General features: G+C 64.1%; 12 protein-coding genes and 1 pseudogene. 1 reads left to right on the top strand and 12 read right to left on the bottom strand.

The genetic code is table 11. The features are described 5' to 3' along the window. Positions 1–8 precede the first annotated feature (8 nt). The 4 genes and pseudogenes from F3J17_RS24185 to nudB all read right to left on the bottom strand — a co-directional run bounded on the left by F3J17_RS24185 (position 9) and on the right by nudB (position 4,665). Positions 9–1,796, bottom strand: coding sequence for an acyl-CoA dehydrogenase C-terminal domain-containing protein (locus F3J17_RS24185; protein ID WP_167064896.1), 1,788 nt, complete (start codon positions 1,794–1,796; stop codon positions 9–11). 72 nt (positions 1,797–1,868) lie between these two features. Further along, a complete protein-coding gene (locus F3J17_RS24180; protein ID WP_027817932.1) occupies positions 1,869–2,468 on the bottom strand; it encodes a TetR/AcrR family transcriptional regulator in 600 nt (199 codons plus the stop codon). Positions 2,469–2,740: 272 nt separating this feature from the next. Continuing rightward, positions 2,741–4,069 (bottom strand): annotated as a pseudogene (locus tag F3J17_RS24175) (phospholipase D-like domain-containing protein); the annotation flags it as partial. Positions 4,070–4,155: 86 nt separating this feature from the next. Further along, positions 4,156–4,665, bottom strand: coding sequence for a dihydroneopterin triphosphate diphosphatase (nudB, locus tag F3J17_RS24170; protein ID WP_167064893.1), 510 nt, complete (start codon positions 4,663–4,665; stop codon positions 4,156–4,158). On the opposite strand from nudB, the gene F3J17_RS36490 reads away from it, so the two are divergent. Beyond that, positions 4,613–4,735 carry a hypothetical protein gene (locus F3J17_RS36490; RefSeq protein ID WP_275692924.1) on the top strand — a complete coding sequence of 41 codons (123 nt, stop codon included), beginning with the start codon at positions 4,613–4,615 and terminating at the stop codon, positions 4,733–4,735. The genes nudB and F3J17_RS36490 overlap by 53 nt on opposite strands. A gap of 47 nt (positions 4,736–4,782) precedes the next feature. Here the strand turns inward: F3J17_RS36490 and F3J17_RS24165 are convergent, their stop codons facing one another. The 8 genes from F3J17_RS24165 to F3J17_RS24130 form a co-directional block, all read right to left on the bottom strand. Continuing rightward, complete coding sequence (locus F3J17_RS24165; protein WP_167064891.1) at positions 4,783–5,310, bottom strand: hypothetical protein; 528 nt, start codon at positions 5,308–5,310, stop codon at positions 4,783–4,785. A 152-nt stretch (positions 5,311–5,462) separates the two neighbouring features. Continuing rightward, a complete protein-coding gene (aspS, locus tag F3J17_RS24160; RefSeq protein WP_167064888.1) occupies positions 5,463–7,268 on the bottom strand; it encodes an aspartate--tRNA ligase in 1,806 nt (601 codons plus the stop codon). Between the two features lie 75 nt (positions 7,269–7,343). After that, on the bottom strand, positions 7,344–7,973 hold the full coding sequence (locus F3J17_RS24155; protein WP_167064885.1) for a DUF502 domain-containing protein: 630 nt from the start codon (positions 7,971–7,973) through the stop codon (positions 7,344–7,346). An 80-nt stretch (positions 7,974–8,053) separates the two neighbouring features. Beyond that, positions 8,054–8,422 (bottom strand): FmdB family zinc ribbon protein, encoded by a 369-nt coding sequence (locus F3J17_RS24150; RefSeq protein WP_167064882.1) that lies wholly within the window; start codon positions 8,420–8,422, stop codon positions 8,054–8,056. 252 nt (positions 8,423–8,674) lie between these two features. Continuing rightward, positions 8,675–9,313, bottom strand: coding sequence for a thiopurine S-methyltransferase (locus F3J17_RS24145; RefSeq protein WP_167064879.1), 639 nt, complete (start codon positions 9,311–9,313; stop codon positions 8,675–8,677). A gap of 47 nt (positions 9,314–9,360) precedes the next feature. Continuing rightward, positions 9,361–10,941 (bottom strand): ubiquinone biosynthesis regulatory protein kinase UbiB, encoded by a 1,581-nt coding sequence (ubiB, locus tag F3J17_RS24140; RefSeq protein ID WP_167064877.1) that lies wholly within the window; start codon positions 10,939–10,941, stop codon positions 9,361–9,363. A gap of 3 nt (positions 10,942–10,944) precedes the next feature. After that, positions 10,945–11,601 (bottom strand): SCP2 sterol-binding domain-containing protein, encoded by a 657-nt coding sequence (locus F3J17_RS24135; RefSeq protein ID WP_167064874.1) that lies wholly within the window; start codon positions 11,599–11,601, stop codon positions 10,945–10,947. Between the two features lie 130 nt (positions 11,602–11,731). Beyond that, the gene (locus tag F3J17_RS24130; protein ID WP_167064871.1) at positions 11,732–12,721 is read right to left on the bottom strand and encodes a TIM44-like domain-containing protein; all 990 of its coding nucleotides are present in this window, start codon (positions 12,719–12,721) and stop codon (positions 11,732–11,734) included. Between the last annotated feature and the right edge of the window lies 1 nt (position 12,722).

Below are 12,722 nucleotides of genomic sequence, written 5' to 3'. Positions count from 1 at the left end.
CGAGGCGCTTAGAACAGCGCTTCGTCGACTTCCATCAGCGTCTTCGAACCCGCACGCGCCTGGCGGATCGCAGTCGCCGTTTCCGGCAGCAGCTTGGCGAAGTAGAAGCGCGCCGTGGCCAGCTTCGACTTGTAGAACGGATCCCCCGAGCTTTCCTTGTCCAGCGCGATGCGCGCCATGCGCGCCCAGAAGTACGCGAACACCAGATGACCCGCCGTGCGCAGGTACGGCACGGCCGCCGCGCCCACTTCGTCCGGGTTCTGCATCGCCTTCATGCCGATTTCCATCGTCAGCTTCTGCATCTTGTCGCCAATGTCAGCGAGCGGATTCACGAACTCCTGCATTTCCGTCTTGATGCCTTCGGCTTCGACGAAATCCGTCACCAGCTTGCCGAACTTCTTGAGCTTCGCGCCCATGTCGCCCAGCACCTTGCGGCCCAGCAGGTCGAGCGACTGGATCGTGTTGGTGCCTTCGTAGATCTGGTTGATACGCGCGTCGCGCACGTATTGCTCCATGCCCCACTCGGAGATGAAGCCGTGGCCGCCGTACACCTGCATGCCGAGGTTGGTGCTCTCGAACGCGTTGTCGGTCAGGAAGGCCTTGATGATCGGCGTGAGCAGCGCGACCAGATCCGCAGCTTCCTTGCGCTCGGTTTCGTCGCCGTGCGAGAGTTCCTTGTCGATCTGCAGCGCCGACCAGTACGTGAAGGCGCGCGCGCCTTCAGCCCAGGCCTTCTGCGTGAGCAGCATGCGACGCACGTCCGGATGCACGATGATCGGGTCGGCGGCCTTTTCGGGCGCCTTCGGGCCGGTCAGCGAACGCATCTGCAGACGCTCTTTCGCGTAGGTCAGCGAGTTCTGGTAAGCGATTTCGGTGAGACCCAGGCCTTGCATGCCGACGCCCAGACGCGCGGCGTTCATCATCACGAACATGGCGTTCAAGCCCTTGTTCGGCTCGCCGACGAGCCAGCCCGTCGCGCCGTCCAGGTTCATGACGCAGGTGGCGTTGCCGTGGATGCCCATCTTGTGCTCGATCGAGCCGCACTTGATGCCGTTGCGCGCGCCCGGCGCGCCCGATTCGTTGGGGATGAATTTCGGCACCACGAACAGCGAAATGCCCTTGGTGCCTTGCGGCGCGTCCGGCAGGCGGGCGAGCACGAGGTGGATGATGTTCTCCGCCATGTCGTGCTCACCGCTCGAAATGAAGATCTTCGTGCCGGTGATCGCGTAGGAGCCGTCGCTGTTCGGCTCGGCCTTGGTGCGCAGGATGCCCAGGTCCGTGCCGCAGTGCGGCTCGGTCAGACACATCGTGCCGGTCCACACGCCTTCGACCAGCTTCGGGAGATAGGTCTGCTGCAGCTCCGGCGTGCCGTGCGCGTGCAGACATTCGTAGGCGCCGTGCGAGAGACCCGGGTACATGGTCCACGCCTGGTTCGCCGAATTGAGCATTTCGTAGAGCGCGTTGTTCACGAACGCGGGCAGGCCCTGGCCGCCGTATTCGGGATCGCAGCCCAGTGCGGGCCAGCCGGCTTCAACGTACTGCTTGTACGCTTCCTTGAAGCCCGTGGGCGTGGTGACGACGCCATCGCCGGCGTACGTGCAACCTTCACGGTCGCCGGTCTGGTTCAGCGGAAACAGCACTTCCGAGCAGAACTTGCCCGCCTCTTCCAGCACCTGGTTGATGGTGTCGGCGTCGAGGTCAGCGTGCTTCGGCATCTGCTTGACTTCGCCTTCCACGTTCAGCAGCTCGTGCAGCACGAATTGCATGTCGCGCAGCGGCGCGGTGTACTGTCCCATGTTTTATCTCCCTTGATAGAGCATTAGAGTCCGGGCTTTCGCGTACCGCCGCGACGCTGTGCGCGGCGCTCGCTATTCGCTCACGCTCTGGTACGAAACAATCAGTTTTTCGAACGCGGCCCACGTATGCTCGACCGCGTCCGGCAGGTGCAGGAAGCGGCCGTCATGATGCAGGCCGAGTGTCACGCTATACAGTTCGAACAGCATCAGCGCGGGATCGGTATCGCGTCGCAGATGCCCTTCTTCAATCGCCTGCGCAATGGCCCTCAGCAGCGCGGCACGCCACATCGTCACGCTCGCCACCAGTTGCTCGCGCACCTGGCTGTCCGCGCGGTCGTCGTACTCGACCGCGCCGCTGATGTAAATGCAGCCGGTCGTGACTTCGTGGATGCGCTTTTCGAACCATCGCGACAGCATCGCACGCAGACGAGGCAAACCGCGTGGTTCGCGCAAGCTCGGAAAGAAGACTTCTTCCTCGAATCTGCGATGGTACTCACGCACCACCTCGACCTGCAGGTCTTCGCGCGAACCGAAGTGCGCGAAGACGCCGCTCTTGCTCATCTGCATGCGCTCGGCCAGCAATCCGATGGTCAGACCTTCCAGTCCGTCCCGGCTCGCGAGGTCGAGTGCTGCATCCAGAATGGCGGCTCGTGTCTGTTCGCCTTTACGCATAGCTTTATTTACCGTGACGATGTGGCCGCGATGTTGGCTTTATCTGCTGACATCTCGGCCTGAATTAAATCGAACGGCCGTACTATTGTTGAGGACAGCCGCCCGCGAAACAAGGACTTTATTAGAAACCGATTTCTAACCGGTACTCTAATTTTGGGGGTTCGCGCAAAGCACACAAGCGAACATTTCTCGATTGCACAGGGGGCGCTGGATATGGCAGACGCGCCGCTTGCCGGATCGCGCGGCTTCGCGTGCTGCGGCGCATCAGAAAGCTAGTCGTAACCGCCCACGGTGAGCAGTTTCATGACCACGCGATAGGAGTTCCAGGCGAGCCAGTTGACCGCGCGCACATGCCACGGACGCGCCTCATAGCGGGCGCGGTCGATCTTCGGAGATTCATCGAAGGCGCTCAGGATCGCTTCACGCAGTTGGCCGATCTGCGGATGCTGCACGAGCAGCACGTTGGCTTCGTTGTTGAGCACGAGACTGAGCGCATCCAGATTCGACGAGCCGACCGTGCCCCACACGTCGTCCACCACCGCCACCTTGCCGTGCAGCATGGTCTTTTCGTACTCGGCAATCTGCACGCCAGCGCTCAGCAGCTGGTGATAGAGAAACGGCGTGCCGTAGTCGAGCACCTTGAACTCTTTTCGTCCGATCAGAAGCTTGACCGTGACGTTGCGCGCCGCCGCCTCCACCAGCGCGCGGCGCAGACGCCGCCCCGGCATGAAGTAGGGATTGGCGAGCAGCACTTCCTTGCGCGCCTCGCCGATGGCGTCCAGATACGCTTTCTCGATGGCCCGACGATTCACCACGTTATCGCGCGCGACGAAGGCCACGCAGGGCACGTGCGCGGTGCGCGGATCGGGCACGCCCGCACGCAGACGCTCGCGCAGCCGCGCGATGATGCGTTGGGCGCGGCCCGTGCGGACCACCGGCGCGAGTTCGCGCAGCACCTCGTTGACGGCCTTGGCGGGCTGCATCACCGTGTGCCCCGTGGGATGCGGTGCGAGAAAGCCCGCGCTCGCCGGCACGCCCGGCGACAGCCCGGCCAGCGCGTCAGGCGCACCGGCGCCCGCGAGCGGCGGCCGATGGCCAAGACGGATGCGCCGCCATTGCATCTCGATCGCCTCGCGCACATCCACCACCACCGGCCCCGCCAGTTCCACCGCGAAATCCCAGCGCGCGAACGGCAGCGGCTTGCCATCGTTCTCCATGTCGTCGACGACGTTGATGCCGCCGCAATAGGCGAACTGGTCGTCGATCACGGCGAGCTTGCGGTGCGTGCGCGAAAAACCGAAGCGCCCGAAGATGTGCGGGTTATAGATGCGATGCTCGATGCCCGCGCCCGGCCACGCGTTGAACAGATCGAGACGCGCGGTGCCCACGCCGTCGGTGATGACGCGCACGCGCACGCCGCGACGCGCCGCGCGCATCAGCGCCTCGGAGAGCGCCTGGCCCGTGGCGTCCTTGCAGAAGATATAGGTTTCGAGCGCGACGTCGCGCCGGGCGGCGTCGATGCGCTCGATCATCGCGCCAAAAAGCCCCTCGCCGGAATGGAACAGGCGCACCTCGTTGCCGCTCGTGAAGCGGTAGCGCGAACGGTAGCGCCGCCCCAGCAGCGCCTCGCGCAGCCGCATGACGCGGCGCGGTTCGAGTTCTGCTTCGGGATCGGCGCGGGTATCGCTCACGGACGCTCTCCCGAATGATCGGCGGCCAGGCGCGCGGGCAATTGCAGGATCGCCTCTCGATTGGACGACGAGAAACACTTCGCCGCGGCCTCTTCGAACGGCAGCCACAGATACGCGGTGTGCTCGCGCGGCGCGAGCGTCACCGGCGTGCCCTTCGGCACTTCGAGGCTGAACCAGTGCTCGGTGTTGCGTGTGACGCCCTCAGCGTAACGGTGACGCCAGACCGGATAGATCTCGTAGTCGATTTCGTGATCCCAGTCGCGCAGCGCCTGCGCGGGCACTTCCGGCGTCCCGACAGCGATGCCCGTCTCCTCGGCCACCTCGCGCACGGCCGTCTCCAGAAACGGCTCGTCGACGCGATCCTTTGAACCCGTGACCGATTGCCAGAAACCGGCGCGGTCGGCGCGCTCGATGATCAGCACATCCATCTGCCCCGCCACAGGCGGCGTATGGATGACGACGAGTACGGATTCAGGGATCTTCGGCGGCTTCGGTGAAATCGGCATGGCGATAAAACAGGTGGGGGCCGCGATGTTTGCGACGGTCTTGTCAGAATTTAACGCAAAAGGGGCATGAGGCGCTTGGTGCGCCGATTTTGCGCTCATCCGGCACTCACTCCGCGCTCATTTCGCGGACGGTTCCAGATCGGCGTCGCTGCAAGTTGGCTCGAAATCGGCGTCAAAGTGCTGGGACAGATGCACCAGCGTTTTGCCATCGCCGATGCGCTTGCCGAGGTAATGCACGCCCTCGCCCGACGTGCAGGTCGCGAGGCGCACCATGAGGCCACCCTCCAGCGTGGCATCGGCGGTCTTGCCCACATGTGCGAAATGCGCCTCGCCGGTTACGCCGAAACCGGAAACGTCCTTATCGAGCGCGGGCGGCAGCTTGATCGCGTAAGCCGTCACGGCGCGGTCGCGCAGGTCGTCAAAGACATTGGGATTGGCGTGCGCACGGCCGCTGATGGTCGCGCAGCATTGCACGGCGGGATGGTCGACGTCTGGCACGATCTGCAGGGTCGTGCCGTTCGCCAGTTGCGGATTCACCGAATAGTAGACGCCGTTCGAGATAAAGCCGACTTGCTGTGCGTGCGCGAGCGCCGCAGTGGCGAGCGCGACAAGCAGAATCAAGGCACGAATCACGCGTGGCGGCATGGCAGGGTCTTTGCAGATCGATGGCCGCGCAGTCTAGCAAATCGGCGTGAATCGGACGCTCAACGGGATGACAACAGCAAACGCCAAGCGAAAAAAAAGAGGCGCTCGCGCGCCTCTTCTTCACACCGTTTAATCGGGCTAACTGCGCAGCCTTACTGCGCCGTCTTCTGCTCGGGCTGACGCAGACGGATGTGCAGTTCCTTCAGTTGACGCTCGTCAACTTCGCTCGGCGCCTGCGTGAGCAGACACTGTGCGCGTTGCGTCTTCGGGAACGCGATCACGTCGCGGATCGAGTCGGCGCCGGCCATCATCGTGACGATGCGGTCCAGACCGAATGCGATACCGCCGTGCGGCGGCGCGCCGTATTGCAGCGCGTCCAGCAGGAAGCCGAACTTCGCACGCGCTTCTTCCGGACCGATCTTCAGCGCGCGGAACACCTTGCTCTGCACCTCTTCCTGATAGATACGAACCGAACCGCCGCCGATTTCCCAGCCGTTCAGCACCATGTCGTAAGCCTTCGCGAGGCAGCGGCCCGGATCCGTTTCCAGATATTCCAGGTGCTCGTCCTTCGGGCTCGTGAACGGGTGGTGAGCAGCCACGTAGCGGTTTTCTTCCTCGTCGTATTCGAACATCGGGAAGTCGATCACCCACAGCGGCTTCCAGCCCTTCTCGACCAGACCGTTGGCCTTGCCGAATTCCGAATGGCCGACCTTCAGGCGCAGTGCGCCCAGGCTGTCGTTCACCACCTTGGCGCGATCTGCCGCGAAGAAGATGATGTCGCCGTCTTGTGCGCCGGTGCGCTCGAGGATGGCGGCGATCGACGCGTCGTGCAGGTTCTTGACGATCGGGCTTTGCAGACCGTCACGGCCCTTCGCGACTTCGTTGACCTTGATCCAGGCCAGGCCCTTCGCGCCGTAGATGCGCACGAATTCCGTGTAGCCGTCGATGTCGCCACGCGAGAGTTCGGCGCCCTTCGGCACGCGCAGTGCGGCCACGCGGCCGTCCTTGCTGTTGGCCGGCGTGCTGAACACCTTGAAGTCCACGTCCTTCATGGCGTCCGTGAGTTCCGTGAATTCGAGCTTCACGCGCAGGTCCGGCTTGTCCGAACCGAAACGGCTCATGGCTTCCGAGTACGGCATGACCGGGAACTTCGCGTCGAGTTCGACGCCGATCGTTTCCTTGAACACGTGACGCGCCATGTCTTCAAACAGGTCACGGATTTCCTGCTCGCCGAGGAACGACGTTTCGCAGTCGATCTGCGTGAATTCCGGCTGACGGTCGGCGCGCAGGTCTTCGTCGCGGAAGCACTTGACGATCTGGTAGTAGCGATCGAAGTTCGCCACCATCAGCAGCTGCTTGAAGAGCTGCGGCGACTGCGGCAGCGCGAAGAACTGGCCCGCGTTCGTGCGCGACGGCACGAGGTAGTCGCGTGCGCCTTCCGGCGTGCTCTTGGTGAGCATCGGCGTTTCGATGTCGATGAAGCCGAGCGAATCCAGATACTTGCGCGTTTCCATCGCCACGCGGTAACGCAGGCGCAGGTTGTGCTGCATCTGCGGGCGACGCAGATCCAGCACGCGGTGCGTGAGGCGCGTGGTTTCCGAGAGGTTGTCGTCGTCGAGCTGGAACGGCGGCGTAACCGACGCGTTCAGCACCACGAGTTCGTGGCACAGCACTTCGATCTTGCCGCTCTTCAGGTTGGCGTTGACCGTGCCTTCCGGACGATTGCGAACCACGCCCTTGACCTGCACGCAGAACTCGTTGCGCACGCCTTCGGCGACCTTGAACATCTCTGCGCGGTCCGGGTCGCACACGACCTGAACGAGGCCTTCGCGGTCGCGCAGGTCGATGAAGATAACGCCGCCATGGTCGCGGCGGCGCTGCACCCATCCGCACAGCGAAACGTTTTGGCCCAGCAGCTGTTCGGTCACCAGACCGCAGTATTCAGATCTCATCGACATGATGTTCGTCTTTCGTTATGCGTAAATTAAACAGGAAGGCCACGCGTGTTTGAGACCCGACGTGGCATCCGGTATTTAAAGCGGGGGATCGATGGGGCGTCGCGGGGTCGCGGCTGGCGCGACAACGCCCATCGAAACAATATACTTGAGCGCGGCATCGACCGTCATGTCGAGTTCGACGACTTCGCTCTTCGGCACCATCAGGAAAAAGCCCGAGGTGGGATTGGGCGTGGTCGGCACATACACGCTCACGTGATCTTCCTGCAGATGGTTCACCACGTCGCCGCCCGGAATGCCGGTGAGGAACGCGATGGTCCACGAGCCCTTGCGCGGGTACTCGATCAGGAGCGCCTTGCGAAAGGCATTGCCGTTGCTGGAAAGCAGTGTATCGGAAACCTGCTGGATGCTTCCATACAGCGGACCGATGATCGGGATGCGGCGCACCAGCGCATTCCACCATTCCACCAGCTTCTGGCCGATGAAATTATGCGTGAGCAGGCCCACCACGAAAATGAACGCCAGCGTGAGCACCGCGCCCAGGCCCGGCAGATGGAACGACGGCCGCCACGACTCCGGCAGCAACAGCAAGGTCTGATCCATCGTGCTGATGACGAGATTCAGGACCCACAGCGTGAGGGCCAGCGGCACCAGCACGAGCAGGCCGGTCAGGAATACCGATTTTAACGTCGCTTTCTTGATCGTCATGTACACGCCATCCAGGCCGCGCGGGTGGCGCGGCGCTTGTGCGGCCTGGCCCCGGAAAACCGGACCCAGGCCGCAGGGTTTCAGGTCGAGCCTGCCGTGCTCGTGCTGCTCGTCGTGCTTGCGCCGCTCGACGCCGACGCGGCTGCGGGAGCCGCTGCAGGCGCGCTGTCGGCGGCCGGCTTGCTGGCTTCGGAGGACGCGCCTTCGGCTTTTGCGCCAGACGCAGCGGCGCTCGCGCCGTTGTTGCCGCCGTTGCTATTGCTATTGCCGCCACGGAAGTCGGTGACGTACCAGCCCGAGCCCTTCAGCTGGAAGCCGGCAGCGGTAACCTGCTTGCGAAACGTATCCGCGCCGCAGCTGGGGCACTGCGTCAGGGGCGCATCGCTGATCTTCTGCAGACAGTCCTTGTCGAAGCCGCACGACTCGCAGCGGTAAGCGTAGATCGGCATGATCTCTTTCCTGATGAAACGAGTGAAAGTCAGGCACAAAAACCTGACAAATGCTTGCAAAGCCTTGAATTATAGCCGCAAACGCTCCCCTGGCCCGGGATTTGCCGGGACGGAGTCTAGGCAGGGGAACGCAGCGCACTCGCGCGTAGATGGGGACGGCTTGCGTCCGATCAAGGGCCTGCGCTGCTTTGCGGGCGAGCGGCGCGGCGTGCGCGCTCACGCGGTTACCGATCAGTTGCCGTTATTTACCGATCAGCTACCGTTGCGCCGCCACGTCAGCCAGCGTTCGCGGCCTTGAAAAACGGGCAACGAGCCTTCCACAGGCTGATCGTCGATCAGCGTGAAATACGGCTCCAGAAGCGCGTCGAGTTCGGCGCGCGCGATACCGAACGGCGGCCCCTTGGGCGTCTCGCCGAGGAAGTAATAGCCCGCCAGCAACGCGCCCGGCGCGAGCAGTTCGGCCATGCGGCGCGCGTAGTCCGCACGTTGCGACTTCGGCAGCGCACACAGGAAGGCGCGCTCGAAAATCCATCCCGGCGTAAAAGGCGGCGCGTAGGTGTAAAAGTCGGCTTCCTCCACCACGTCTGCGTGCTCGCCCAGCAGCGCGCGCGCACGCGCAACCGCCGACGGCGCGAAGTCGATAGCGCGCAGCTGGCGCCCGCGCCCGGCCAGCCAGCGCGCCTCCCAGGCGTTGCCGCAGCCGGGAATCAGCACGGCGGCGTCGGGGTGCGCCTGAGCAAACGCCTCGAAAGCGGGCAGCACGCCCGCCTGATCCCACGGCGTGAAGCCGCGCTCGAAACGCTCGTCCCAGAACGCGGGTGCGGCGGGGTCACGGGTATCGAATTCGGGCGCGTTGTTCTGGGGTGCGCTGCCTTCCGTTGGATCGCTCATCGTCTCACTCCTGATCTCTGACTACCTGACGACCGCGCTCAAGCGCTTCAGCCGCCGTATCCGTAAGCCAGCGCGAGCCACATGCGCGTCGCCACCATGCCCACGCCCACCGCCACGCCAAACACCACGAGGCCCTGAAGCAGACGATTGGTGCGGCGCTGTTCGGCGAGAATCTGTCGGATTGCCTCGTCGTTGGCGTGACCCGGCTCCTGCCGATGCAGCAGCGCCTGATGGACGAGACGCGGCAGTTGCGGCAGCGTCTTGCTCCACTGCGGCGCTTCGATCTTCAGACGCTCGAACCAGCCGCGCAAGCCGATCTGCTCGGTCATCCAGCGCTCCAGATACGGCTTGGCCGTTTTCCAGAGATCGAGTTCGGGATCTAGCGAGCGCCCCAACCCTTCCACGTTCAGCATGGTCTTTTGCAGCAGCACCAGCTGCGGCTGGATTTCCACGTTGAAGCGGCGCGAAGTCTGGAACAGGCGCAGCAGCACCTGGCCGAGCGAAATATCCTTGAGCGCGCGGTCGAAGTACGGCTCGCAGACCGCGCGGATCGCGCTTTCCAGCTCCTCCACGCGCGTCGTGGGCGGCACCCAGCCCGATTCGATATGCAGTGTCGCCACGCGGTGATAGTCGCGCTTGAAGAAGGCGAGGAAGTTCTGCGCGAGATAGTTTTTATCGAAGTCCGACAGCGCGCCGACGATCCCGAAATCCAGCGCGATATAACGCCCGAAATGCGCCGGATCGAGGCTCACCTGAATGTTGCCGGGGTGCATGTCGGCGTGGAAAAAACCGTCGCGGAACACCTGCGTGAAGAAGATTTCCACGCCTTCGCGCGCGAGCTTGGGAATATCCACGCCCGCCGCGCGCAGCCGGTCCACCTGGCTGATCGGCACGCCCACCATGCGCTCCATCACCAGCACGTTGGCGGTGCTGAACTCCCAGTACATCTCCGGCACCATCAGCAGATCGAGGCCCGCGAAGTTGCGGCGCAGCTGGCTGCCGTTGGCGGCCTCGCGCATCAGGTCGAGTTCGTCGTGCAGATATTTGTCGAATTCGGCGACCACTTCGCGCGGCTTCAGGCGCTTGCCGTCGGCCCACAAACGCTCGGCCCACACGGCGATATCGCGCAGCAGCAACAGATCGGAATCGATCACCGGACGCATATTCGGGCGCAGCACCTTCACGGCGACCGCCTTGCCCGCATGCTGGCCCGACTTCACCTTCGCGAAGTGCACCTGCGCGATCGACGCGCTCGCCACCGGCACCCGCTCGAAGTCGTCGAACAACGTGTCGACAGGCGCGCCCAGCGATTTTTCGATGATGTCGATCGCCACCTGCGATTCGAACGGCGGCACCTGATCCTGGAGCTTGGCGAGTTCGTTGGCGATATCGAGCGGCAGCAGATCGCGCCGCGTCGACAGCACCTGGCCGAACTTCACGAAAATGGGACCCAGGCTTTCGAGCGCGAGACGCAGACGCACGCCGGGCGGTTGATCGAACTTGCGGCCAATCGTGGTGATGCGGAGCAATACTCTGACGCGCCGGTCATTGATCCGGCTCAACATCATTTCGTCGAGACCGAAGCGGATGACCGTAAAGAAAATCTTCAGGAAACGCAGAAAACGCATGTCTTAATTGCCTTGTAGCGGGCTCGGGCCGCGCGAGGCCGGGTGCTGCACCCCGCCCGCGCCGCGCGCTTGTGTTTTTTGTTCAAGGCGCTCGATGCGCTTTTCGACGCGCGCCAGTGCATCGCGCGCGCGGGACAGCTCGGTGTTGAAGCTGTCCAGCTCGGCGTGCCGCACGAGTTGCGGCTGTTCGTCGAGCAGATACTCGGTGACGGAGCCCAGCACGTTGCGGCCCGTGCGCAGCGCCTGCGTGTGCAGGCTGCGCGCGAACGAGGCGATGCGCGAGGCCGGCGCGTCGCCGATCAGCTTCGCGAGGTCTTCTTCGGGCTCCCAGCGCAGGTGTTCGGCGAGCTTGCCGATGATCTGCGCGAATTCGGCGTCGCCCTCGATCTTGACGTGCTTCATGACGGCCGACTGACCGCCCTGCACGTATGAGGACAGCGCACCCGCAGGCAGCGAAAGCGCGACGTCCGCGTGACCCGCGTCCTGTTCCTCGACGGCTGCGAGATAGCCATCGGGCTGCACGAGCAAGGTGAGAACGACGGGCGGACAGGACAGACGCGCGGTCTTGCCTGCGTAGGGAGCGAGGCGCTCGCGAGCCCACGATTCGCGGGCGAGCAGGTGATTGACAGCGGCGGCGAAGGGCTTGGCGGCGAGAGTCATCGGCTTGGAAATAAAAAAACCCGCGCGGGCATCGAGCTCGCGCGGGTTCCTATTGTAGCGTTCGAGGCGCAAAGCCGCGCCGCCGCGGGGCGCGAGCTATTTTGCCGCGCCGTTGGCGCCGCAAGCTCCTTCAGTGCGACTCGACCTGCTGGATGCCCGCAAGCAACCAGCCCTCGCCCGTCGAGCGCGACTTCGACAGATTCCAGATTTCGACGAACGGCTCGGCCGCCGCGCCCGCTTCTTCGCGGATCAGGCCCGAGAAGCGCACGCTCGCGAGGTATTCGCTGCCGCGCTCCTCGACTGCCAGCAGATCGGCGTTGAGCTGCACGACGTCGGTCTGGTTGGCCTGCGTGCCACGGCTCGCGAGATCCACGCGCACTTCGGCGAACATCTCCGGCGTGGTGAATTCGCGGATGTCCTCGATATTGCCCACGTCCCATGCGGCCTGCAGACGCACGAAGTACACCTTGGCGTTGCGCAGGAAGGATTCCGTGTCGAAGCCTGCCGGGACGTCCGGCGCGGTGTTGATCTGCGGCGTGGTGAGCGGCTGCGCTTCGGGCGCGAGGTATTGGCCCGTGGGCGGCGCGGTGTAACGCGGCTCAGAAGGACGATAGCCGCCCTGATTCAGACTTGCCCCACCCGTTTGATACGCGGGCTCCGCGGCGCGGCGGCGGTTCATGAACTTGCGGATCAGCCAGATGGCGATGAACGCGATCAGCGCGATCACGATCATGTTCGCCATCATGCCGGCGAACGCTTCGCCCAGACCGAAGTGCGACAGCAGCGCCGCAATACCGAGACCGGCCGCGAGACCCGCGATCGGCCCGAGCCAGCGGTTACGCGCCGGTGCGGGTGCGGGCGTCGGCGCGGGCGTACCGGGCGCGCGCTGCGCGCCGGCCTGCTGCGTGGGGCTGGGTTGCGCCGGCGGCGGCGTGGTGCTGCGCTGCGTAGCGGTGGTCGACTGACGGCCAAAGCTGCGGCCGCCGCCCATGCGTTTTGCTTCAGCGTCGAGCGAAGCCAGGCTGCCGGCCACGATCGCGCCAATCACTGCGAAAGTGCCAATCCGCCTCGCCCAAGACATTGAAAGCTTTTTGGAAGCTGTGTTGCAGGTCTCAGGCATG

Source organism: Burkholderia sp. Ax-1719, from assembly GCF_011753055.1.
Classification (GTDB): Bacteria; Pseudomonadota; Gammaproteobacteria; order Burkholderiales; family Burkholderiaceae; genus Paraburkholderia.
The sequence above is the reverse complement of the archived record's forward strand: the minus strand, read 5'-3'. Positions and strand labels throughout refer to the sequence as shown.